The 24,446-nt window shown below is 45.1% G+C and carries 23 protein-coding genes and 2 tRNA genes; 7 read left to right on the top strand and 18 right to left on the bottom strand.

Annotated elements, in window-relative coordinates; translation table 11 throughout:
• Positions 1 to 197: hypothetical protein (locus EKG39_RS23480; RefSeq protein WP_185817681.1), on the top strand; the 197-nt coding region annotated here is incomplete at its 5' end.
• On the opposite strand, the gene EKG39_RS21540 is transcribed toward EKG39_RS23480, so the two are convergent.
• On the bottom strand, positions 172 to 594 hold the full coding sequence (locus EKG39_RS21540; RefSeq protein ID WP_126508054.1) for a hypothetical protein: 423 nt from the start codon (positions 592 to 594) through the stop codon (positions 172 to 174). The genes EKG39_RS23480 and EKG39_RS21540 overlap by 26 nt on opposite strands.
• 605 nt (positions 595 to 1,199) lie before the next feature.
• On the opposite strand from EKG39_RS21540, the gene EKG39_RS21545 reads away from it, so the two are divergent.
• The 4 genes from EKG39_RS21545 (at position 1,200) to rimI (ending at position 3,026) form a co-directional block, all read left to right on the top strand.
• Positions 1,200 to 1,276, top strand: a tRNA-Trp gene (locus EKG39_RS21545).
• A gap of 630 nt (positions 1,277 to 1,906) precedes the next feature.
• A tRNA-Trp gene (locus EKG39_RS21550) sits at positions 1,907 to 1,983 on the top strand.
• Positions 1,984 to 2,223: 240 nt separating this feature from the next.
• Positions 2,224 to 2,568: a hypothetical protein gene (locus tag EKG39_RS21555; protein WP_126508055.1), complete on the top strand. Its 345-nt coding sequence runs from the start codon at positions 2,224 to 2,226 to the stop codon at positions 2,566 to 2,568.
• Positions 2,569 to 2,621: 53 nt separating this feature from the next.
• Positions 2,622 to 3,026 (top strand): ribosomal protein S18-alanine N-acetyltransferase, encoded by a 405-nt coding sequence (gene rimI, locus EKG39_RS21560; RefSeq protein WP_126508089.1) that lies wholly within the window; start codon positions 2,622 to 2,624, stop codon positions 3,024 to 3,026.
• A 58-nt stretch (positions 3,027 to 3,084) separates the two neighbouring features.
• Here the strand turns inward: rimI and lipA are convergent, their stop codons facing one another.
• The 14 genes from lipA to leuS form a co-directional block, all read right to left on the bottom strand.
• Positions 3,085 to 4,050, bottom strand: a complete 966-nt coding sequence (gene lipA / locus EKG39_RS21565) for a lipoyl synthase (protein WP_126508056.1) — start codon at positions 4,048 to 4,050, stop codon at positions 3,085 to 3,087.
• A complete protein-coding gene (lipB, locus tag EKG39_RS21570; protein ID WP_126508057.1) occupies positions 4,043 to 4,702 on the bottom strand; it encodes a lipoyl(octanoyl) transferase LipB in 660 nt (219 codons plus the stop codon). Before lipB ends, lipA begins: the two co-directional genes overlap by 8 nt.
• Before the next feature lie 148 nt (positions 4,703 to 4,850).
• Positions 4,851 to 5,117 carry a DUF493 family protein YbeD gene (gene ybeD / locus EKG39_RS21575; RefSeq protein ID WP_126508058.1) on the bottom strand — a complete coding sequence of 89 codons (267 nt, stop codon included), beginning with the start codon at positions 5,115 to 5,117 and terminating at the stop codon, positions 4,851 to 4,853.
• Between the two features lie 138 nt (positions 5,118 to 5,255).
• Positions 5,256 to 6,428: a serine hydrolase gene (locus tag EKG39_RS21580; protein ID WP_041421790.1), complete on the bottom strand. Its 1,173-nt coding sequence runs from the start codon at positions 6,426 to 6,428 to the stop codon at positions 5,256 to 5,258.
• 159 nt (positions 6,429 to 6,587) lie between these two features.
• Positions 6,588 to 7,382, bottom strand: a complete 795-nt coding sequence (locus EKG39_RS21585; protein ID WP_126508059.1) for a septal ring lytic transglycosylase RlpA family protein — start codon at positions 7,380 to 7,382, stop codon at positions 6,588 to 6,590.
• Positions 7,372 to 8,391: a lytic murein transglycosylase B gene (mltB, locus tag EKG39_RS21590; protein ID WP_126508060.1), complete on the bottom strand. Its 1,020-nt coding sequence runs from the start codon at positions 8,389 to 8,391 to the stop codon at positions 7,372 to 7,374. The genes EKG39_RS21585 and mltB overlap by 11 nt, the downstream gene beginning before the upstream one ends.
• Positions 8,392 to 8,569: 178 nt before the next feature.
• Positions 8,570 to 9,676, bottom strand: coding sequence for a rod shape-determining protein RodA (gene rodA / locus EKG39_RS21595; protein WP_126508061.1), 1,107 nt, complete (start codon positions 9,674 to 9,676; stop codon positions 8,570 to 8,572).
• Positions 9,673 to 11,529 carry a penicillin-binding protein 2 gene (mrdA, locus tag EKG39_RS21600; protein WP_126508062.1) on the bottom strand — a complete coding sequence of 619 codons (1,857 nt, stop codon included), beginning with the start codon at positions 11,527 to 11,529 and terminating at the stop codon, positions 9,673 to 9,675. Before mrdA ends, rodA begins: the two co-directional genes overlap by 4 nt.
• A gap of 82 nt (positions 11,530 to 11,611) precedes the next feature.
• Positions 11,612 to 12,082 carry a 23S rRNA (pseudouridine(1915)-N(3))-methyltransferase RlmH gene (gene rlmH / locus EKG39_RS21605; RefSeq protein ID WP_126508063.1) on the bottom strand — a complete coding sequence of 157 codons (471 nt, stop codon included), beginning with the start codon at positions 12,080 to 12,082 and terminating at the stop codon, positions 11,612 to 11,614.
• Complete coding sequence (gene rsfS, locus EKG39_RS21610; protein ID WP_012143817.1) at positions 12,082 to 12,411, bottom strand: ribosome silencing factor; 330 nt, start codon at positions 12,409 to 12,411, stop codon at positions 12,082 to 12,084. The genes rlmH and rsfS overlap by 1 nt, the downstream gene beginning before the upstream one ends.
• A gap of 122 nt (positions 12,412 to 12,533) precedes the next feature.
• The gene (gene nadD, locus EKG39_RS21615; RefSeq protein WP_126508064.1) at positions 12,534 to 13,163 is read right to left on the bottom strand and encodes a nicotinate-nucleotide adenylyltransferase; all 630 of its coding nucleotides are present in this window, start codon (positions 13,161 to 13,163) and stop codon (positions 12,534 to 12,536) included.
• 275 nt (positions 13,164 to 13,438) lie between these two features.
• On the bottom strand, positions 13,439 to 14,473 hold the full coding sequence (gene holA / locus EKG39_RS21620) for a DNA polymerase III subunit delta (protein WP_126508065.1): 1,035 nt from the start codon (positions 14,471 to 14,473) through the stop codon (positions 13,439 to 13,441).
• A gap of 67 nt (positions 14,474 to 14,540) precedes the next feature.
• Entirely contained in the window at positions 14,541 to 15,035 is a 495-nt protein-coding gene (locus EKG39_RS21625; RefSeq protein ID WP_126508066.1) for an LPS-assembly lipoprotein LptE, read from the bottom strand.
• Positions 15,036 to 15,207: 172 nt separating this feature from the next.
• The gene (gene leuS, locus EKG39_RS21630; RefSeq protein WP_126508067.1) at positions 15,208 to 17,787 is read right to left on the bottom strand and encodes a leucine--tRNA ligase; all 2,580 of its coding nucleotides are present in this window, start codon (positions 17,785 to 17,787) and stop codon (positions 15,208 to 15,210) included.
• Positions 17,788 to 17,908: 121 nt separating this feature from the next.
• Here leuS and EKG39_RS21635 point away from each other — a divergent pair, with 121 nt between their 5' ends.
• Positions 17,909 to 18,409, top strand: coding sequence for a zinc ribbon-containing protein (locus EKG39_RS21635; RefSeq protein WP_126508068.1), 501 nt, complete (start codon positions 17,909 to 17,911; stop codon positions 18,407 to 18,409).
• 390 nt (positions 18,410 to 18,799) lie between these two features.
• Entirely contained in the window at positions 18,800 to 20,668 is a 1,869-nt protein-coding gene (locus tag EKG39_RS21640; RefSeq protein ID WP_126508069.1) for a methyl-accepting chemotaxis protein, read from the top strand.
• Between the two features lie 146 nt (positions 20,669 to 20,814).
• Here the strand turns inward: EKG39_RS21640 and EKG39_RS21645 are convergent, their stop codons facing one another.
• The 3 genes from EKG39_RS21645 to corC form a co-directional block, all read right to left on the bottom strand.
• A complete protein-coding gene (locus EKG39_RS21645) occupies positions 20,815 to 21,711 on the bottom strand; it encodes a GGDEF domain-containing protein (RefSeq protein WP_126508070.1) in 897 nt (298 codons plus the stop codon).
• A gap of 273 nt (positions 21,712 to 21,984) precedes the next feature.
• Complete coding sequence (lnt, locus tag EKG39_RS21650; RefSeq protein ID WP_126508071.1) at positions 21,985 to 23,520, bottom strand: apolipoprotein N-acyltransferase; 1,536 nt, start codon at positions 23,518 to 23,520, stop codon at positions 21,985 to 21,987.
• Positions 23,521 to 23,563: 43 nt separating this feature from the next.
• Positions 23,564 to 24,439, bottom strand: coding sequence for a CNNM family magnesium/cobalt transport protein CorC (corC, locus tag EKG39_RS21655; protein WP_126508072.1), 876 nt, complete (start codon positions 24,437 to 24,439; stop codon positions 23,564 to 23,566).
• Between the last annotated feature and the right edge of the window lie 7 nt (positions 24,440 to 24,446).

Here is a 24,446-nt window from a genome sequence, read left to right on the forward strand (position 1 = left end):
GAAGTGACCTGCAGCGAAATCAGGCGGCTTATCCACTTAAGCACGTGCGTGCAATGCCTACTTCACATGCAGCCCGTAGCGACTTCGTCGATGTGGCCGTTAATTGCATCCATGCATTAACGGCATTTCCGCCATCCATGGCGGTCAGGGTCTATAGTCTCTTTGTTAGGCTCAATAGCCATGTGATAGGTCGATAATTGCATCCTGCATAATCGACACTTCCGCCATCTGATGTTTAGGATTAACAAATGCCTTGGTGGCAGGGATGCCAATGAAAGGTCTTGGCGGTCGTAGGGTGAATATCGCGATAGCGATGTGCTTATGAGCGCGGAGCTTTAGCGTAGCTGACCATGACTGGTGCCTTTGCTTGGCTGTATAGAGCGGTATTGATATCAGGTGGCTTATCCACTTAAGCACGTACGTGCAATGCCTACTCCCGATGCCGGTCGATATATGCTCCTTCAATAACGGCACTTCCGCCATCTGATGTTTAGGATTAACAAATGCCTTGGTGGCAGGGATACCAATGAAAGGCCATGGCGGTCGACCCGCCGCTGAGCGGGGCCATAAACTGCATCCATGCGTTTCAGCCATTCACCACATCCATGTGGCTTGCCTCCCGCTACTAATCATAGATTCTCCGCGTTCACTCACTATTAGATCTAAGTGGCTAAATAGTGCGTATATATAGCGCCTTGCTTTCCCCCCGAGTGTCGACTGCGTGGACAGAGGTCGATAATTGCATCCTGCATTATTGACACTCCCCCACATCCGTGTGGGTCGTAGGTCATTTACAAACGCCTAATAAACGATAACGCCAGGAAAGGGCGCAGCTTTGTTCCTATGGAACGGGGAGTGCTTACCCGTAGCTGACCATGTCAGGCGTCTTTGCTGAGCTGTATAGAACTGTGTTTATATCAAGGAGGCTCTACTTGTGGGGGCATGAATGCACTTCGGATTATAAGGTGTATTGGTTAACCTTTTGGGCCACTGTTCTATACACAAGCCAGATGTAGTGTCCACGCAGAATCGCGGAGTGGTAGCCTGTATTAGCTTTTCTTTGTGGGCTATGTTCAAGGTATGGGGTTATGTTTTAGCCCCGATGTTTGAAAATGCTTGGAAAAGCCGCAAGTGATGGGTTTTATATAAAAAAATACTTTACCTTTTGGGTGATATTTAGCAAAATCCGTCCCATCAACAGGGGTATAGTTCCAATTGGTAGAACAGCGGTCTCCAAAACCGATGGTTGCGAGTTCGAGTCTTGCTACCCCTGCCAAATTCTTGAAGGCCTGGCAGAAATGCTGGGCCTTTTTCTTTTCCATGTTTTGTCCTGAAACGTGTTTAGATATTTAGGACTTATTAATTGCATGACCATTCAGCGAGAGTTCAAAGTTCTGTAGGCAAGGACTATGTTTGCTCCTGCAATATAGATATATACCAAATCCATGTGGCTATAGGATGCTTGAAGCTAATAGTTATTCTCAGCAACAAGCTCTTGCATCATTCTACCTTTCCCGCCCATGGGGCATACCTCTTAGACCCTTATAGAATTGTGTGCTGCAACCTTAAAGCAATGGTACAAGCTTTAAGGTTGCAGCGCGCTGCTACAGGGGGCTGTGGATCGTCGGGCCGACTTCAGCCGGGAGTGGCTTAACTTGTATTTTGAAGGTTTGTACAGGCTAGTACGGAAAATGTATCTGCGATTCTTTATCTTATTACTTTGTTATGGTTCCTCCTTATTGCCGGACAAATGATGTTTAGCATTAACTAATGTTAATTTCACAAAGTTTCGTTTAAAAATAAATCACTAAAGTCTTTTGTGACTGAAAAAGCCGCAGTTAAGCGGTTTTATCATAAATAGTACTTTACCTTTTGGGGGAGTTTAAGCATAATGCGTCTCGTCAACAGGGGTATAGTTCCAATTGGTAGAACAGCGGTCTCCAAAACCGATGGTTGCGAGTTCGAGTCTTGCTACCCCTGCCACATTAAGAAAAAGCCGAGCATTAGCTCGGCTTTTTCGCATCTGGCGTTCAGCCAATAGATTAGTATTCTATCTCCAACCGCTGCTCATTGAACCATTGGTTATATCTTGTTGCTTTGAGAACGGTTGCGTGGGGCCTGAAGCTTTCAGGTATGTCTCCATTCATCTCTATTGAGCTAATAACACGATAGATAAACTGGTATCCTATTAGACATCATATTCAATATTTAAGTGACATTAGCGTGGAAAAGTCAGCATATCTGGATGCAATGGGGATTTCGAGGTGGAGTCAGGGGAGTGAGGTTAAACAAGCTTATGTTATCTTGGTCGATAAGGTCTCTCTGGAGTTAGAAACTCATCCAATCATCTCAACTGTGCTGTCATTAATTGAGTGTCCCTTTACTCATTGCACATTCACAACTGCATCACCTAAAGGCTCTGAGGTTATATGGGATATGCGCAGGGTAAAGGTCCCCAGAGCAAATGCAACGCTAACCTCTGCTCCTTTGAGTGAACTTGAGAAGGTGGCAGACAATAAGAGGAAACTTTGGAATATGATTGTAGCTCAACAGGAGCTGAGCAAGTGACAGTCGAGTTAACACCACAGTTTTCCACTCTGGATATCACTGTAAGCTCTGAGATGGCTCACATCGCCTCTCTTGCACATTCTCATCCTATGAGTCTCTCTACTATTGAAACTTGCTTTGGGTCTTTATACACCTCAATAGGCGTTTATTTAGAAGGTGAGTTACAAGGCTTTGCGATCCTGCATCAGATTTTTGAAGATGCGACTCTTATGGATATCTGTATAGCTCCAAAATCACAAGGCCGAGGTTTAGGCCATCTGTTGTTGCTGCATGTTATAGCAACTGCTTGTGAGGGGGGGGCAGAGACGCTCTTCCTTGAGGTTAGAGAGTCAGGTGTGGCCGCAAAAGCGTTATATATAAGAGATGGGTTTAAAGAGACCGGGCGTCGTAAAGGCTACTATAAAACTGAAGATGGTAGTGAAGATGCTATTTTGATGGAGCTTCATCTTAGCAGATAAAAAAATAGCGTCAGCTAATTACTCAACGACGCTATTTAATCTATTTGAAGTAAAGGTGTTATTTCACTTCTTTACCCTGAGCTTGCAGATCTGCATGGTAACTGGATCGAACCATGGGGCCACAAGCTGCGTGAGTAAAGCCAATGCTCTCGGCAAATTCTCTAAGCTCATCAAATTCTGCTGGCGGCACATAGCGCTCAACAGGAAGATGGAACTTTGAAGGCTGCAGATATTGGCCTAATGTAAGCATTTCAACGTTATGAGCGCGTAGATCTTTTAACACATCGGCTATCTGCTCGTTGGTCTCTCCTAACCCCATCATCAAACCAGACTTAGTCGGAATGTCCGGGTGACGCTCTTTAAACTTCTTGAGCAGATCCAACGACCATTGATAATTCGCACCCGGCCTCGCTTTGCGATAATGCATCGGTGCTGTTTCAAGGTTGTGGTTGAAAACATCCGGTGGCTCAGTCGCTAAAATATCCAGAGCAGCATCGATACGGCCTCGGAAATCAGGAACTAAGATCTCAATCTTTATACTTGGATTAAGTAAACGAATTTCTCGGATACAATCTGCAAAATGCTGTGCTCCACCATCTCGAAGATCGTCACGATCGACAGATGTGATCACCACATATTTAAGCTTCATATCTTTGATAGTTTGAGCCATTTTCTTTGGCTCATTAGCATCAGGCTTCAATGGACGTCCATGGGCAACGTCGCAAAACGGACAACGTCGGGTACAGATCGCGCCTAATATCATGAAGGTTGCCGTTCCGTGGTTAAAACACTCGGCAAGGTTAGGACATGATGCTTCTTCACACACAGAGTGAAGCTCATTTTTACGTAACGCTTTCTTTATTTCATCGATACGTTGGCTCGATGCCGGTAATTTTACTCTGAGCCAATCAGGCTTACGCAACATTGTCTCACGTTCAGAGGGAACCACTTTGACAGGGATACGAGCGACTTTATCTGCATCCCTAAGCTTGACACCTGGTTGTAATCTTTCTGGCCTACTCATATGACTCTGATAATCCTTGATGGTGAACTAGATTTTGATAGCCTAAATTGTGGCTAAAGGTTTTAACGAGCTGCTCGCCTGCCTCTTCAACTGTTTGAGGGCCACCTAACTGTTTGCACTGCACCATTTCTAAGCCAGCATAACCACATGGGTTGATACGTTGAAATGGACTCATATCCATGTCGACGTTGAGAGCCAATCCGTGGAATGAGCAGCCTTTACGAATTCTGAGTCCTAATGATGCAACTTTACGCTCATCAACATAGACACCAGGAGCGTCGGCTTTGGCATAAGCTTTAACCTGATATGCCTCCAGCATCTGTACAATGCTATTTTCAATATCGGTTACCAACTGTCTGACACCAATTTTGAGCCTCTTGATATTGATTAGCGGGTAAGCAACCAGCTGACCGGGACCGTGATAAGTCACTTGTCCGCCACGGTCAACCTGAATGACAGGAATATCGCCCGGATTTAAAATGTGTTCACTCTTTCCTGCTTGCCCTTGGGTAAAAACAGGAGGGTGTTCAACGATCCAAAGTTGATCCGGACTAGAAGCGTCTCGATTATCTGTATAGTCCTGCATTGCATGCCATACAGATTCGTAGTCTTGTTTACCAAGGTATCTGACGTGTAAAGAGCTCTCTGACAAGGGCAACCTCTCCCCTAAACAATAATGGCGGACATTATACGCTTCTATTCAATAAATGTAAGCTAGATCACATTTAGCAGGCTATGCACTCTCTTACCGAAGCATTATGCCCAGATACACTCACAGGCATCTATTGTGTTGGCGAATGCTAAAGAACGCGTTTAACACCTTCAATAGCTGCAAGTTCGGTATAAAGGGTCTCAACCTGCTCTTTGTTTTGCACTGTGACTCTGATGGTGATTGAGTTGTAGGTTCCTTTACTCGAGGTCTTCGAAGTCGGTGCGTAGTCACCAGGAACATGTCGTTGAACGACTTCCACAACTCTATCAGCAAGTGTGTTACTGGCGTCACCTACAACTTTATATGGAAATGCACATGGAAATTCCATTAGTTCATCAAACTTTGTATCTAACATAACTGTATTCTCTTGCCGATTAGTATTGAGCTATTTGCTTCTATATATGGTGCCAATTATACCTATTTCAAGGCGAATAGGGATAAAATGCAAAAAGCCACCCTAAGGTGGCTTGAGCTATCTCTTCAATCTCAACTCTTAGCTGAACCAGCCTGAGAACATCTGCTTGAAGTAATCCATTAACTTGCTAAACCAACTACCCTCATTCACTTCTTGCAGCGTCACAAGCGGGAATTGAGCAATATCTTTACCATTTAGCTGGAAGAAGATCCGTCCGACAGTTTCGCCCTTGGCTAATGGCGCGGTAAGTTCTTTAGTTAATTCGAAATTTGCCTGTAGATTTTTAGCCTGGCCGCGGCTTATCGTAATTGGTGTATCAGTGAGTACACCTAAGTCTACAGATTCTTTATCACCATACCAGATCTGTTGAGTCACGAAGCTTTCGCCTGCTTTATAAGGAGTAATCGTTTCGAAAAAACGGAATCCATAGTTTAGAATTTTTTTGCTTTCAGCTTTACGGGCAGACTCACTTTTTGTGCCCATTACAACAGCAACAAGTCGCATTCCATCCTTAGTCGCAGAGGTGACTAAGTTGTAACCAGCACCAGACGTATGACCGGTCTTAATGCCGTCGACATTCATACTCTTATCCCACAGCAGTCCATTACGGTTATACTGTTTGATACTGTTGTAAGTGAATGATTTCTTCTTATATAACACATACTCTTCAGGTACATCACGGATAAGTGCTGCACCTAAAAGCGCCATATCGTAGGCTGTAGTTTTGTGATTCTCAGAATCCAGACCATGCGAGTTTTCAAAATAGCTGTCTTCCATGCCAAGTTGCTTTGACCACGAGTTCATCAGATCGACGAAGCCATCTTCTGTACCTGCAATATGTTCTGCCATGGCAACACATGCATCGTTACCCGATTGGATGATGATGCCATGATTAAGATCATCGACAGTAACTTGTTTACCCACTTCGATAAACATCTTCGAAGAGTCTGGGAAGTTCTTCGACCAGGCTTTCTTACTGATAGTGACTTTATCGTCAGGTGAGATATTTCCGACCTTAATTTCATGACCAATAACATAACTGGTCATCATCTTGGTCAAGCTTGCCGGGTTTAAGCTTTCATAGGCATTTTCTTCTGCTATGACTTGTCCTGTATTGTAATCCATTAAGATGAAGGCTTTTGCGGCAACTGTTGGTGCGTTGGGAGTAACGACCGGGGCGGCATAAGCGAAAGAACAAGCGACCGTGGTCGCAAGGATAAGTGTTTTTAAAGGGCGATTAAAAAAATTCATATCAATAAGGCGCATCTTATTTGGTTATATTCGGGAAATCAAAACTCGTGAGAGTATATCATTAGTCGACAAACTAATTCAGTGAAGGTTCATTAATCTTTATAAATTGGTGCCACAGCTATATCTAAGCTGCGGTACTTGTTCAAAAAATCCATGAACCTACTCAGATATCATATAACTTTGGGGATACCCATCGTTCTTTAGTTTGTCATTTAATTTGGTCGCTATTTGGCGCTGTCCTATCGGTCCCAACTGAAGCCTGTGCAGATTGTTGGACGATACGAGTCTGGTTTTAAGCTGGTATTTCGTTTCAAGGTTTTTAGCAAGTGCATCTATCTTCGCTTTATCCGAAGAGGCTAATACTTGAATGTAATGTGATTTAGTCTCTTTCAGTTCTGCAAGTGCGATAGATTCCGGGTTTTCGATATAGATGACCTCAATCTTTACCTTTGCCGTCCCCGTTTTAAGTACGTCCAGCCTGTGCGCAGCGGCGTAGGAGAGATCGATGATCCGTCCTTCATGGAATGGGCCTCTGTCGTTCACTCTCACGATAACTTGTTTACTGTTATCAAGATTTGTTACTTTCACATAGCTGGGTAAGGGAAGCGTTTTGTGGGCTGCAGACATGGAGTACATGTCGTAGGTTTCGCCATTGGAGGTCAAATGCCCATGAAATTTAGACCCATACCATGAGGCAATGCCCGTTGCTTGGTACCCTTTGCCGGAATCCATCACCTGATACCCTTTTCCTAATACCGTGTAGTTTTTCTTATTTCCTCCACGGCTATAGGGTTCGTACTTAGGGTGGGCATCCTCGACTCTGGTTACATCTGGTGCACTGCTTGGTGCTTTATCATTTTCCATATCATAACGCCCACCGTTAGAGCTCGAGCATGCAGAGATAAGGAATGTTAAAAATAGGGATATTACCCATCCGGTGTTTTTATAGAGCATCGTGAGCTTTCTTTAATTTCTGACTGAATTGATAAACAGCCATTGCATATAATGGACTGCGATTATAGCGAGTGATCACATAAAAGTTATTTAAACCAAGCCAGTAATCGCTGCTTAGTTCCTGTTCCAGCTCTACCACCAAAGCTGGCTGGGAAATGTCCAGATCAATGGATTCAGCCAAGGAGACTGATGGAGATAGGATATCCGATGCCTGATAATGTATGCGCTCACCAGCCCATACTTGTATATCAGAGGGCAGTCCGGCTGACATGGTTAGCGGTATTGCTACCGGCGCCTTTTCGACCCAGCCGTGTTGGTGAAAGTAGTTTGCAACACTGCCGATGGCATCGACAGGGTTGTTTAACAGATCTCTTTGACCGTCATTATCAAAATCGACTGCGTAATGCCGGTAGCTGGACGGAATAAACTGCCCGAAACCCATAGCGCCGGCATAGGAACCATTGAGGTTATTGATATCAAGCCTTTCTTCTTTCGTTAAAGTTTGTAAGTTACTCAGCTCTTTCCTGAAAAATGTTGCTCTGGGAGGATAATAAAAGCCTAACGTATACAGGGCATCGATAACCGGGTAGTTGCCCATATAGCCACCGTAGAAAGTTTCAATGCCGATAATCGCGATAATAATTTCCGGGTCTACACCAAACTCTTTGGCCGCCCGGCTCACCGTGACTTCATGTTCTTTCCAAAAATCTAGCCCGGCGTTCAATCGTTTTTCTGTGAGAAAAATGGGGTGGTACTGATGCCAGGGTTTAGCTTCCCAAGGCTTAGTCATCGCATCAATAACAGCTTGATCAAATTTGGCCGTAGCAAGAAAAGTCTCCACCTCTTTCTCTGAGAAACCTAAGGCCAGCTGAGTCTGTAAAAACTCAGATTTTAATGCCAATGCGCTGGCCTCTTCCGAAGCTAACTTCGAGTCGCTGGTATGTGCAGATGTGCCTAAAGATAGTGTGGCAAAGAGCAGGGGAGGCAGCAGTTTAGATAATATTTTCACTTATAGGTCCCTATTCGTTAAAAATGCTTAGAGTCGGATATCGAGCATTCTCTCTGATATCCATGAAAGGGACTCTAAGCTGTTTAAGGTATCGATATTAGCGAACTTGCCTTAATTGTCGATGAAGCGCTTTCATGAGAGTTGCTTCATCCCGCAATATCGAAACTTCTCAACTGCTTTATCTGTCGATGAAGCGTCTATGGGTATGGATACTCATTAATATACCAAATCCTGTCATCAAAGTTAGCATGGATGTGCCTCCATAACTAATCAGTGGGAGCGGGACTCCGACGACAGGCAACAAACCTGAAACCATGCCGATATTAACAAATATATAAACGAAGAAGGTTAAGGTGATACTGCCAGCCAACAGCCGAGCGAAGCTTGTTTGGGCTCGGGACGCAATAACAAGTCCCCTGCCTATGACATAAAGGTATATGGCAAGTAGCAGTATGCTACCGATTAAACCAAATTCTTCTCCTATGACGGCGAAAATAAAGTCTGTATGACGTTCCGGGAGAAACTCCAGTTGAGACTGCGTACCGTCAAGCCAACCTTTCCCCCACATTCCGCCAGAGCCGATTGCGATCTTCGATTGAATAATATGATAGCCAGCGCCCAAAGGATCTTTTTCAGGGTCGAGCAAGGTGAGTACCCGGGTTCGCTGATAGTCATGCATCAAGAAAAACCACAAGACTGGCAGCATGGCGAGGACGCCACCGATGAAGGTACCTACAATTGCCCAGCTCATCCCCGACAAAAACAATACGAAAATCCCCGAAGCCGCGACGAGAATAGAGGTACCAAGGTCCGGTTGCTTGGCAATCAAGAGCGTCGGAATCAGTAAGATAACCCCTGCACCGGCTAAGTACCTTTTCTTTGGCGGAAGTGGAAACTTACTTATGTACCAGGCCATAGTGATTGGGAAGGCGAGCTTGATAAGTTCCGATGGTTGAAACTCCATGAAGCCAAGGTTTAGCCACCTTTGCGCACCTTTGTTTATCTCACCAAAAAAATGTACTCCAAGCAGCAAAACAATTCCGGCCAGATAGATGGGAAAGGCCCAACGCCTGAGTACCTCGGGGTTAATCTGAGCAACCACAAACATGATCACCAGTGATAAGCCCATTCGAACAAGCTGGCGTTCCATCAGGGCTAAGTCTTCACCGCCTGCTGAATAGATGACGAACAAACCGAATCCCATTAAGGCGAGTATGCCGAATAAGAGTGGGAGATCGATATGGAGTCGCTGCCAAATATTCGGTCTATGGTTCTGCGTACTCATTGAATCGACTCCCAGCTATCTCGTAACATATATTCATCCAGCAGAGCCCTGGCAACCGGGCCAGCATTAGCGCCACCCCAGCCCGCATTTTCAAGTACAACGGCCAGTACAATCTTGGGATTTTCAAAGGGGGCATAGGCAATAACTAATGCGTTATCTCGCAAATGTTCATCGATATTATCGGCATCATATTTTTCATCTGCAGCCACATTGATAACCTGAGCCGTACCGGTTTTCATTGCGGCAGTATATGTGGCATCTTTAAATCGTTTCTTATGAGCCGTATCTCTCATCGCGTCATTGATGATGTCCCAGTTCTTAGGGTTTTTAAGCTCAATCGGCGCCATCTCATCGACGGGGGAGTTAATTTTTGCGGTGCTGTCCTTTATTGATCTCAACAGGTGTGGCACAAAGCGTTTACCTTTGTTAGCCATAATTGCCGTAGCGTTGGCGAGCTGTAATGGTGTTGTGGTCCAGTAGCCCTGACCAATACCTACAGAGATGGTGTCTCCAATATACCAAGGCTGGTTATACCTCATGCGCTTCCAATCTTTCGATGGCATAATGCCCGTCGATTCTTCAAAAATGTCGACGCCAGTTCGCTCACCAAAACCAAAGGGTTGCATGAAATTGGCGATCTTATCTACACCTGTTTTATAGGCAAGCTCATAAAAGTAGGTGTCGCAAGAGCCGACTAATGCGCTATTAACATCTACCCAGCCATGTCCCCAACGTTTCCAGTCTCTATATTTTCTCTCAACGCCAGGGATCTGCCAGAAGCCGGGGTCCCAAACTCGAGTCTTAGCTGTGATTGTTTTCTCTTCCAGTCCGAGTAATGCGATATGGGGCTTAACTGTCGAAGCCGGCGCATATTGACCTTGGGTTGCCCGGTTAATCAGGGGGCGGGAACGAGAGTTGAGCAGCTCATTGTATGCCTTGCTACTGATCCCGTGTACAAAAAGGTTCGGGTCATAGGTTGGACTCGACACCATAGCTAATATTCCGCCATCGCGAGGATCGATAGCCACAACAGAGCCCCTGCGACCATTCAGCAATTCAACTGCTTTTTCCTGTAGTTTTAAGTCTAAAGTTAGGTAGATATCCTGACCTGGTACCGGAGGAACTGATTTTAGTGTTCGAATAGTGCGGCCACGGTTATTGACCTCTTCCTCTAAATGACCGGGCTGACCATGAAGCAAGTTCTCATAGAACTTCTCGATACCTTGCTTACCTATATCTTTGGTAGCAGCGTAATTTTTCCATAGATCATTACGCTGTAGTGCTGCCCTGTCTCGATCGTTAATTCTTCCGACATAGCCTAATGCATGGGTCATCATCCCGTTGTAGGGGTAGTGGCGTTTTAGCCCGGCAACCACAGATATTCCGGGAAATCGATGACGATTGACGCTGAATAGTGCAACTTCACTTTCGCTTAGACGGTTCTTTAGTGTTAATGGCTTAAAACGTCTGTGGTATTTTAGTGACTTTTGGAAATCTTCCTGCTCATCGGCAGACAGTGGTATAAGCGTACTTAATTCAGACAGTGCAGCAGGGATGTCTTTTACTTTCTCTGGGATGAGTTCTAAGGAAAAGAATGGCTGATTTTCTGCTAAGAGTTTACCATGACGGTCGAATATCAGACCTCGACTCGGTGCAACAGGCACAACTCTGATACGATTATCATTGGAACGAGTTTCATAGTCGGTATAAGAGAGTATTTGCAGGTGATAGAGGTTTGTCAGTAATATTCCCAACAAAACGACGACGCAAGCGAATGTAAACAATGCTCTTCGTTTGAAAAGCGATGCCTCCGCTGCGTGGTCATGCATAGTTATCCGCTTCTTTGGCGCCACTTACACTTTCTCCAGCTTAGATATAAGCGATTGACACATAGCCCTGTCCTTAGCTAATTAGCTTAGGCCCCAACCGGAACACCTATTCTCTATGGTAAGGGTGATTATTATTGACGCTCCAAGCTCGATAGAGGCTTTCGGCAACAATAACTCTGACTAATGGATGAGGTAGAGTCAAAGCGGATAGACACCAGCTTTGAGATGCTGCTTGTTTACAAGCAGGGGCAAGACCTTCGGGTCCACCAATGAGCAGGCTCACATCTCGCCCATCTAGCTGCCACTTACTTAATTGAGTGGCAAGATCTGGTGTTGTCCAGGTTTTTCCTGGAAGATCTAAGCTGACGATATGATTGCTTTTGGGAATAGCAGCCAACATCTGCTCGCCTTCTTTATGAAGAATTCGAGCAATATCGGCATTCTTGCCTCTTTTCCCCGCAGGGATCTCAACCAGTTCGAGTGCCATGTCTCTGGGAAAACGACGTTGGTATTCCTGGAAACCTATGGTGACCCAATCTGGCATTCGAGTGCCAACTGCGATTAACTGTAATTTCATTAAGCTGGTTTTTCTGACCAAAGCTTCTCAAGTTCGTAAAAATCACGAGTCTTGTCTTGCATGACATGAAGGATCACATCACCTAAGTCAACTAACACCCACTCGCTGCTTTCACGGCCTTCAACACCATAAATGTGTAGCTTGGCACGCTTAGATTCAACCACTACATTTTCAGCGATTGCTTTAACATGAGTTTTAGATGTTCCAGAACAAACCACCATGTAATCAGTGATGTTAGACTGGTTAGATACTTCTAATGTAACAATATCTTTGGCTTTTAAATCTTCGATTTTATCGATTACAAATTGCTTTAGCTCGGCGCTATCCACGCGGAATACCTCATTAAATTTTTAACAGCGCAGTAGTATAACAGGTTATGGCAAATCTCATAAGCGATTGGTGATACAGAATGGCAATTTCCCATGGGGAAGTGATAAAGGTGAGGTTAAACCTAGGGCTGATAAAGACTATTTTTTTGAATAAATTTAATAATCTTACTTGGTAGTGCATTTGCTGAAATGATGCCATTCAGTAGTTGATGGCGAATTTCTGTAGAGGAGTAGGGTTGCGGGGCTATTTCAACCGGGATAATGAGCCCGGTGCTTTGCGCTGGTATTTGATTGCTCGGGCTTAACCTATGTTCGTATTCTTCGTAGACCGTGCTATCAGGTTTTAAGCACCAGCCATGACGCTGAGAAACGACGATATGGCACAATTCAAATATTGATTTCCATTCGTACCAGCTCGGAAGTGATACGAGCGAGTCCATCCCCATGATAAAGTAGAACTCATCATTAGGATGTTCATTTCTGAGTTGTTTAAGTGTCGTCACCAGATAAGATGGGCTGTCGCGTTTGGCTTCGATGTCACAAAGGTCAAATTCATCATATTGCTCGCAAACAAGCTGAACCATCTCGAGCCGCTGCTCTGTACTCACACACGTTGACGACTTATGAGGCGGGATATGGTTTGGCATCAACCACACAGTATCCAAATTCAGCTTCTCTTTCACCTCAAGTGCCGGGCGAATATGACCAAAGTGGATGGGGTCGAAGGTACCGCCCAATATACCGATACGCATGGCTAACTTAGCTCCATTTGTCGAGTTTACTATGGAAGATACTAGGTTTGGGCTCGAAGATGCCGCCCTGTATACCTATACGCATGATTAACTTAGCTCCACTCGTTGAGTATTATATGAGACAAGCTAGCATGTGCTTTAGTGAAGTAAAAGGTGCCGAGTAATAAACCTATACGCATGATTAACTTAGCTCCATTCGTTGAGTTTACTATGAAACAAGCTAGCGTTTGCTCTAGTGGAGCCAAAGGTGCCGATACGCATGGCTAACTTTAGCTTCATTCGTTGAGTTCAATATGGGATAAGCTAGCATGTGCTTTAGGGTCAAACAGCAGGCATAGATGGCTCATGCCTGTCCAGTCTTCAATTCCTTGTTGTTTGAGCTTTAACTCAATGGCAGATGCACCGCAGAGCAAAGACTCAATTTGAGTGAGCGTCAACCTGTTAAGTGCAGCCTGATATAAAGGCTTACGCTTATCCCAGATCCTAAGTTTGCTCCAAAGCGATTGCAGTGACTGTTGAGTTTCAAGCGCGCTCTTTAACTGCAGCAAAATCGTTAGCTCTTTAAATACCCCCCACAGGATTATCGGCATAGCAACTCCTTCAGCCTTTAGCTGTGAAAGAATATGCTGGGCCTTGTCCTGATGATTATTTAACATTGCATCGGTGAGCTGAAATACACTGAATCGTGATTGATCTTCGAAATAAGATTCGAGTTGTTGGCTATTTATCTCTGTATTGGGACTTAGCAGCTGCAGTAGTTGCAGTGATTGATCGGCTGCGAGTAAATTTCCCTCGTAAAGACTGAATAACATCTCTCTGGCGTCGCGTGTCAATCGCAACTTAAAGTGACTGATGCGACCATCGAGCCAGCGCTGAAATTGTTGACCTTCAGGGGTTGCGCAGGGGATGTAGACACCTTTAGCATCCAGCGTCTTAAACCATTTACTCTTTGTCTGCTCTGCTGCGAGCTTAGGACCCGTTATTATCAACAGAACATCTGGATTTTCCATCTGCATTAGCTGTTGAAAAATAGCGCCACCTTCGCTGCCTGGTTTGGCTTGCGGAAGTGTGAGTTCGATGACTCGTCTGCTCGAAAACAAGCTCATCGCCTGCCACTCGTCAACTAACTCATTCCAGTTAAAATTGTTCTCTTGTGTCAGTTGAATTTTTTCTTCAAAACCATCACATTTGGCCTGAGCATAGATCTGTGTTCGACTGGTTTCACATAGCCAGGGATCATCGCCAAATATGAGGTAGCATTGTTGCAGCGGTTTGAGATGACGGCCTAGCTGATCCGGGTAGACCCTCATCAGTAAACCTCAATATAAAAAAATGAGTGCAGATAGTGGAACTGTACAGCTGATGCTGAAAAAGCCATCAATTTATCTCTATCGATGCAAGTGTCTGTATCATACGGTCTGCAGCCTGGATGCGCATCTCTTTTAAAAGCAATTCCATCTCTCGGCTTTTTGCTAACGCAGTGCGTGGATCATCGAGGTAATCCCGCTGAATATCGACTTCGAATGTCTGTGCTTCACCTTGCGGTAAGCTTACTGTGAATTTTACGTGATAGGTCAGTTCATACTCAGCCACATTGCCCGTTGGGTAAAGGGAGAGTGTCGATCTATCCAGTGAGTCCCGCAAAATATTCAAGGTAGGTATTTCGTCTGACTCTTCTACAAGTGAAATACTGTGAAGACGTAAGCGCTCACGTACCAGACGAGTCAGCTCGCTATACTCATCTTGACTGGTAAGGTGTAGGGTTCTTAGCTGCTCCGGAATAGAGTAGCTTCCCTGAAGTTTAAAGCCGCAACCGGCACTGAGCAAAATGCTCAGTGCCATTATTGCGAAACATATGCGTTTAATTAGCATAAGCTAGGCATTTATTCCTTTTAGTGATATCACTTGTAAGTTATGACGCTGAACAAAACGCTAAGCGTCATATTAATTGCGAAACATATGCGTTTAATTAACATCGGCATTAGTTAGGCATTTATTCCTTTAAGTGATACGACACTGAGCAAAAAACTCAGTATCGCTAGTTCTAGTTAGCCACGATGTTGAGCAGCTTGCCCGGTACGTAGATAACTTTACGAACAGTTTTACCTTCGGTATGTTTAATCACACCCTCTTCTGCAAAACCTTGTTCCTCAACAACTTCTTTAGTCGCATCCGCTGGGACGGTGATCTTAGCGCGCAGCTTACCGTTTACCTGAACGATGATTAGCTTACTCTCTTCAACGAGTGCAGACTGATCGGCTTCAGGCCAACGTACATCTTCGATGTTCTCAGGGTTGCCCAGTTCGTTCCACAAGCTAAAGCTAGTGTGTGGAATGATAGGGTAAAGCAGACGGACAACTGAAGATAGTGCTTCCTGCATCAGAGCACGATCTTGCTGCGTTTCAGTTGGTGCTTTCTGAAGACGATTCATCAACTCCATAACTGAAGCGATGGCCGTGTTGAACATCTGTCGACGTTCAATATCATCACCGACCTTAACAATTGTCTTATGCAGTTCGCGACGTAGCTCTTTCTGCTTAGCATCGAGAGATTTAACGTCTAACTGAGCTGTGGCACCTTTAGCTACATGATCATGGGCGACTTTCCACAAACGCTTAATAAAGCGATGCGCACCTTCCACACTCGACTCTTGCCACTCAAGCGTCAGCTCAGGTGGTGCGGCAAACATCATAAACAGGCGTACCGTGTCGGCGCCGTACTTATCTACCATCTCCTGAGGGTCAATGCCGTTGTTTTTAGACTTAGACATCTTGCTCATACCGGTATAGACAAGCTCATGACCTTCGCTGTCAACGGCTTTTAGAATACGGCCTTTTTCATCAGTTTCCTGAACGGTCACATCTGACGGAGCAACCCAAACCCGTGCGCCTTTCTCGTTGTTATAGTAGAAAGCGTCGGCCAATACCATACCTTGCGTCAGTAGACGCTTAGCAGGTTCATCGGAGTTAACCAAACCAATATCACGTAGCAGCTTATGGAAGAAACGGAAGTAAAGCAGGTGCATACACGCATGCTCAATACCACCGATATATTGATCGACAGGCAGCCAGTAGTTAGCCTTAGCAGGATCTAACATCTCATCTGCATGTGGACTACAGTAGCGGGCATAATACCAAGATGACTCCATAAAGGTGTCGAAGGTATCAGTCTCTCTGAATGCTTCCTGACCATTCACCTGAGTTTTAGCCCACTCTTTGTCGGCCTTGATTGGGCTTTGGATCCCATCCATAACAACATCTTCAGGCAGAATGACCGGCAGTTGATCTTCCGGCGTTGGAACTACAGTTCCGTCAGCAAGAGTGACCATAGGGATAGGTGCGCCCCAGTAACGCTGGCGGGAGACACCCCAGTCACGTAAACGGAAGTTAACCTGACGCTTGCCTTTGCCTTCGCTGGTTAGCTTAGCATCGATAGCATCGAATGCAGCCTGGAACGTTAATCCATCAAACTCAGCTGAGTTAAAAAGAACACCCTTTTCGGTATAAGCTTCTTCACTGATGTCTAATTCACTATCTTCTGGTTTGATCACACCTTCGATAGCTAAACCGTACTTAGTTGCAAATTCATAATCACGTTGGTCGTGAGCCGGTACTGACATCACAGCGCCCGTACCGTAGTTCATCAATACGAAGTTTGCAGCCCAGATAGGGACCTGCTTACCGCTTATTGGATGAGTGGCATAGAGACCTGTGGCAACACCTTTCTTTTCCATCGCTGCCAGAGCGGCTTCGGTAGTATCGGCGTTTTTGCACTCTTCAATAAAGTCGGTAAGTTCCGGGTTATTTGCTGCTGCTTTTTCTGCAAGTGGGTGACCCGCTGCAATTGCAACATAAGTTACGCCCATTACAGTATCAGGACGCGTAGTGTAGATATCGAAAGTCTCTTCGCTATCGACAACGCCGAAAGTCATCTCGATGCCTTCGCTGCGTCCAATCCAGTTACGTTGCATGGTCTTAACTTGCTCAGGCCATTCGTCTAACTGATCGATATCTTTGAGTAGCTCGTCTGCATACTCTGTGATCTTGATAAACCACTGCGGGATCTCTTTTTGTTCTACCGTAGTATCACAACGCCAGCAACAACCATCGATAACCTGTTCGTTAGCCAAAACGGTTTCATCGTTCGGACACCAGTTGACCGAAGCCGTTTTCTTGTAGACTAAGCCTTTTTCATAAAGCTTAGTGAAAAACCACTGCTCCCAACGATAGTACTCTGGGGTACAGGTTGCGATTTCACGGCTCCAGTCATAGCCGAAACCCAGCATTTTCAGCTGGTTTTTCATGTAATCGATGTTTTCGTAAGTCCAAGGCGCAGGCGCTGTGTTGTTCTTAATTGCAGCGTTTTCAGCAGGAAGACCAAATGAATCCCAACCTATAGGCTGTAATACATTTTTTCCCTGAAGTCGCTGGTAACGAGCGACAACGTCACCTATGGTGTAGTTACGTACATGACCCATGTGTAGCCGGCCAGAAGGGTAAGGAAACATAGAGAGGCAATAGAACTTCTCTTTGTTTTCATCTTCGGTGACTTCAAATGTTTTTGTGTCTTGCCAGTGCTGTTGCACTTTAGCTTCAATTTCTGAAGGTTGATATTGCTCTTGCATCAATATTTCCCGGCCATGCCGCCCATTTATTTGATCTTGCGCACTTACCGCGCGAGTTAGATCTGCATAGAATAAACTAGAAGTGAGTCATTAAAAAGGTTCAGTTGAAGGAGTATTGAGTATGAGTAAAAAAAGTACTGAGTTACTAGCGCTTTATGAAGCCTTAATTACACAAGTTAAATCTGATTATTCTGACGATAATACTATGACTGTAAAGAAGTTATTCAAAATCGTCACTAGTAGTAAGGAGTATCTTTCTTTAAAAGATCGCGCAAAAGAGAATGAGTTAGCTTTAGTCGAACAATTTTTAAAACGTGATATCGCTGCTTACCTTCAAGAAAAAAATGATACCGACCTCAGTCATAGTCCGACCATGATCACAGTAGAAAACACTCTTTGGCATTGGTTGAGTGGAATTACCGATAGAAGTCAGATTGAATGGCATGAAGTGATTCAAGACTTTAAGCATCAGGGTCATTACATGAGTGGCGAGATTGTGGGACAGGGCACCATGATATGTACTAACTGTGGTCATGAGATGAGAATCGAGTTTCCAGGAGTGATTCCTGATTGCCCTCAATGCGATAAGGGTGAGTTTACCCGTGAAGCATTAGCGCCATAGAGGTGTTTGCTCGGTTACTTTTCTGAACTAAGTAAGCATGTGTGATTTCACGCATGCTTACAAAGGCGCCACGTCGCATGAATACCACATCTTTGAATATCAATTAATACTACTAAAGTTAATTACTTGTCTGCTAAATTTCTGTGTCTGATGCATAAATTTTAAGTCACTTGAACCTGCTGTTAGCCCCAATCTTGCTCTTTTTCCTCAATTTTCTCTATTTAATTGAATTCATTTGATATGAATAACCATGATGTGATTAATCTTTACTATATTTGTACTGTAGTTTGTGAACTTTGCTGTAGTTATTTTGTGTGAGTCTGTTACTTTTTGGTTAAAGGCGGCGCGTTGTCATTTGCAAAGCCATTCGTATCTCTTGGGGGAGTTAGAATGAAGTTTGTACATAAGATTGTGATTGCTGTGAGTTTAATCTTGATGCTGTCCTTAGGTTGTCTGTCTGGATACCAATATATTCAAATTAAGCAGCAGATTAATGATCAGGTGAATAGTAGTGTTTCAGAGCTTGCCAGTTCAATGAACAGCAACATTCAAGCTGTTATGGCTCAAAAGGCTGATCTAACTGCCTACGCGGTTTCGCTGTTGCAGACTGAGCTATCGGACGAGCATTTTATTGAGACATTAGGGCAAGAGGTTATCAAGAAGCACTTCCTCCTTGCCGGTATGGGGCTGGAGAGCGGACACTTTGTGGGAAACGATCCTAACTGGAATCCAGGCTCCAGCTATGACCCTCGTCAACGCATGTGGTACAAAGAGGCTAAAAGGCAGAATAAACAGCTTTTTACAGCTCCTTATGCCGATGCCTCCAGTGGTGAGATTATGATCTCCACCGCAGCTCCTTTATACGAAAATGGTCAATTCAAGGGCGCTCTGTTTACCGATGTCAGTCTTAAGAGCCTGGCCGAGATTAGTAATGAGGCTCACCTATTTGGTGCCGGTTATGCGTTTATAGTGGGTAACGATGGGGAGTTCATCGCCCATCCGGATACCAGCCAAAATGGCCGCCAAATGGATCAGTTTTTTGGTGAGAGCTTGGATACGAGCAAAGAATTCGGCGAGTTAGATATTGATGGGCAAATGCATGCTGTGATCTTCAGTCCTCTATCGGAGCTGGGTTGGACGCTGGGTATTGTTTTAGATGAAAGCATCATCTATGCCGCAGCAGATGAACTGCGAAATGCTGCGATTCTATATTCAGTGTTGTCTCTTATCATAGCAATATTAGTCATGAGCGGAATTATAAGCCGCTTAATGAGGCCTCTGGAGGTATTGAATGAGGCTATGGCTGATGTGGCAACAGGTGAGGGGGATCTTACCCGTCGCTTAAGTACAGATTCAGACGTCGAATTTGCTACTTTGGCCGGTAATTTTAATAACTTTGCTATCAAGCTTCAGGATCTGATCCAGCAGGTTAAATTGATTGGAGGGGAAGTTAGCTTAGGAACCGAAACTACGGCGCGAGGGGCGAGTGAAGCGACAGAGTCGATGAGTGCGCAGACTCAGGAGGTAGAACAGTTAGCCACTGCGATGCATGAGATGGCCACAACGGCTTCAGACGTAGCCAACAATGCTCAAGGTGCGGCCTATGCAGTTCAACAGGCCGATAATGCCGTGAGTGACGGTGCATCGGCCGTGTTGCAGACAACCGAGTCTATCGAACATCTGTCACAGCAGATAGAGGAGGCTGTGGTGGTCGTTAAAGAGCTGGAAACTGATACTGTGAGTATCGAGTCGATCCTCGGCGTGATTAACGAGATCGCGGGGCAGACTAACTTGCTGGCGCTCAATGCCGCAATCGAAGCCGCCAGAGCCGGTGAGTCGGGAAGGGGCTTTGCTGTGGTTGCTGATGAGGTTCGAAGTCTAGCTGCACGTACACAAGAGTCTACTTCTGAAATCAAAGAGAAAATCGAGAAGTTGCAGTCAGGTGTGGCCGCAGTTGTGAATGTCATGGACGAAAGCCGTACTACAACGGTCACAACCGTTGAAAAAGCCAAAACTGCCAATGAAACCCTCAATGAGATCCGTAAGAGTATCGAAGAGATAACGGATATGAACTTGCAGATTGCCAGTGCAGCAGAGGAACAGAGCCAGGTGGCTGAGGAAATGAATAAAAATACCTCTAATATCAGGGACCTGTCGATGCAGGTTTCAGACAATGCCGAGCAGACAAATCAGGCGATGAGTGAGCAGCTGGATCATGTTAAGAAACAAGAGGAGCTCTTGAATCAGTTTATTGTCTAGCTGTAGATTTTAATAGAGTAAATGCCGGCACATTTTCAAAACTGTGTCGGCATTTTTTTCATTGTTTGTATCTGTGATTAGGGCTGGGAAGAGGAAATTCCACGCAACGGATAGCGTGTATATGGGCTAGAGTGAGGCTACTGTAGCTATTGTAGCTCAGCGGCTCCAATCTGATTGCCACTCTTCTCGGTGTCTATATTGTTACTCTTACTTATGACCACCTGATTTCGGCCATTTCGTTTTGCCCGATAGAGCGCTTGGTCTGCATTTTCGATTAGGCATTGGCTGTCTTTGCAGTCAGGAGTTAGCCCGGCGACACCTACACTTACAGCGACATTTATCGTCACTGGATCTCTGGAAACATCTTCGGGCAGCGTTAACTCAAAGTCCGCCACGATATGCCTGAGGCGTTCAGCAAGTTGATAGGATGTTGAAACTTGAGTTCGGGGAAGGATAACGACAAACTCTTCACCACCATATCGGGCGAGTACATCCGACTCTCTGATTGACCGTTTGAGCAGTTGGGCGATGTTTTTTAGTACCTGATCACCAACCTGATGTCCATAAGTATCATTTATTCGTTTAAAGTGATCGATATCGATAAGAAAGATAGAGAGGGGATGAGAGTAATTGATTGCTCTTTCTGTCTCATCTTTAAGTCGACGATCCAGGTAACGACGGTTAAAGATTTCCATCAGTGAATCGGTGATATTCTCCTGTTTGAGTGCGTAGTTCTGCATGATATCCCTGGTGGTTCTGAGGGAGAGGCTACAGACAACAAAAACAAAAATTGCACCGCCGAAGAAGATGACTGGCACGACCAGATCGAGTGGTTGAGAAAATTGAACCGAACTGAATTTTGCGTATACGACATAACCAGCGATAAAAATCAGGATAAGCAGAATGAGAAATCCCCAGCTGTATCGTAATCCGCCTGCTGGTAACTGGCGAAATATCTTCCATACCGGTGCGATTGCAGTTGCCAGCAACAGGGCACCGGAGATAACTAGACCACTTCCTAAGACTGGTAAAATATCGTACAAATCGAGTCCTCATTCAGGTGTCACTTCAATCTGAAACATGCTTATATCTTGGGATGTTTCCAATATTGTTGTGAATATCGTCCTTGGAACCACAGAAAATATCCGGGACACATTAGTAGAGTATCAGATGGGTTAAACAGAAAAGTGATGGGACTCAAATCTTGATCATTTTACTCACAAATGTGACTGGTTATGATAACCAGCCACAATTATGAGTGAATGTTGTTTGTAATTAGGTAGCTTATTCAGGTATTCGTTGCGGTGTGAGCTGAATTATTTCAACCTGCTTCGGCCAATACCAAGCAGAAGTAATAAGCCCGACAATATCAGCACCGGCCACTGACCCCAAAGTGCAAACAGGGTTTGGCCTTTGACCAGAGGTATATCGGCCACGAGTACCCCCGATTCGAACTGAGGGAGCTGGTGGGTAATGTTTCCCATCTCGTCGACGACTGCAGTTAACCCGTTGTTGGTTGCACGAACTAAGGGTCTGCCCAGCTCTATTGAGCGCATCTGTGCTATCTCCATATGCTGCAAGGGGCCGTTAGAGCTGCCAAACCAGGCATCGTTTGATACGGTCAGTAAGAGTTCTGTGCCTTCATCTACATTGGCCCTTAACTGTTCGGGAAACGCGATTTCGTAACAGATAGCGGGTGCTATTTGGTGGCCCAGAGCATCGAGATTGGGTTGCTGATACGCTCCGCGGGCGAAAGAGGACATAGGTAAATTGAAAAAGGGCGCCAGAGGTCTGAGCAGTGTCTCGAATGGCACAAACTCCCCGATAGGAAGCAGGTGGTGCTTTTTAAACTCATTAGCACCATCGCCCTGGTAATTTGCCTGGGTTTGTACTTTTTCATTGTGGTTCCCGAGTACAATTAAAGAGTTATAGAAACTATCCTGCTGGTGGCTGATGATGCCTGTGATAATTGCACTGTGATTAAGGTTAGCGACCTTATTTGCATTATCGAGAAACTCGGAGACCATATACTCAGGGGCCGGGATAGCGGCTTCGGGCCAGATGATAATATCTGCATCGAGTTCAGGCCTGGTCAGATCCATGTATTTACTCATAGTCGGCCAGAGCGCATCGGGTTCCCACTTCATACTCTGGGGGATGTTTCCCTGTACCAGTACGACCCTTACTGATTCACCCTTTGGCTCGATTGTTGAGAGCTTTGGAGCGAGGTAAGTTGCAATGGCTAACAATGGGATAAGGATGGCAGCGCTTCTGAAATGTTTCTGCAAGCATAGTGCTAGTGCTCCGGCCAGCATAGCGATAAGAAAGCTTAAGCCTAACCCGCCTATGACGCTGGCAAGTTCCTTTATTGGTCCCTCTGTTTGTGAATAGCCGGCCCATAGCCAGGGGAAACCGGTTAACATCCAGCCTCTAACCCATTCAGTCAGGGTCCATAAGGCAGGAAAAACCACAATGTTCCTCATCAAAGCTGCGTTAGGCGCAAGCTTTTGCATGAGATAACCTGTAATGGCAGGGTATATGGCCAGGTAGAGTGCTAATAGAGCCATTAAGCCTATTGAGGCTACGAGGGGTAAACCGCCAAATTTGTCCATACTCACATGGACCCAACTTATACCAACCGAGAAACACCCGAAACCAAAGCTTAACCAATACAGAAGGCCGGATTTTGCTGACAGGCCGCGACTTTGATGCAAGGCAAAGACCATGGCTAACAGGTATATAGGCCATATGGAGTAGGGGGCAAAAGCGAGAGCGGTACTGGCACCGGCAAAGTATGCCAGCACCAAACGCATTTTTGAATGATGGGCGAATGCCCGAAGTTTATTCAGCATTCCAGCCTCATCATAGAAAATATTTACCGTGTAAGAGAGTGCGTTATGCCGTCTTCTCTTCGGTATTTTGATCGGGGAGTTTAACTCTGAGTTGCAGCAATCGGCGTGTATCGGCGCTAATCACGGTAAACTCAATTCCATCAATGCTCACCTTCTCATTTCGCTCAGGAAGATGGCCAAAGGCATGGGAGACCAAACCACCGACAGTATCAAATTCTTCATCGCTGAATTGAGTCTGAAACTCTTCATTGAAATCTTCGATAGGCGTTAGCGCTTTGATCATATAGACCTGCTTACTTACCTTACGGATCTCGGTCTCTTCTGCAGAGTCGTGGACAAATTCATCTTCGATTTCACCGACAATTTCTTCGAGAATATCTTCGATGGTAACCAGGCCAGATACTCCACCATATTCATCGACCACGATGGCCATATGATATCGCTGAGAGCGGAATTCTTTAAGCAAAACATCGACTCGTTTACTTTCCGGGACAACAACTGCCGGACGGATCACTTGTCCTAATGAGAATGGTTCTTCGTTGTTTTTAAACCCATATTGAAGCAGATCTTTGGCCAGTAAAATGCCTTCGATATGATCTTTATCTTCATTGACGACGGGAAAGCGGGAGTGTGCCGAACTAATCACTGTAGAGAGAAGCTCTGCTACCGTGTTATCAATTTGAAGTGCAACAATCTGCGCTCTCGGGATCATGATGTCTCTGACGCGTAGATCAGAAACTTCTAATACACCCTTGATCATTTCGCGAGTATCTTCAGAGATAACTTCACGCTGCTCCGCATCGTGTATTACATCAACAAGATCATCACGGCTTTGAGGTTCGCCCTGAAACAACTGGCTTACTTTTTCTAACCAGCCTTTTTTGGGGGCGCCGGTACTGGGGGGGATATCGTCACTCATAGTTTTT

Source organism: Shewanella atlantica (assembly GCF_003966265.1).
Taxonomy (GTDB): Bacteria; Pseudomonadota; Gammaproteobacteria; order Enterobacterales; family Shewanellaceae; genus Shewanella; species Shewanella atlantica.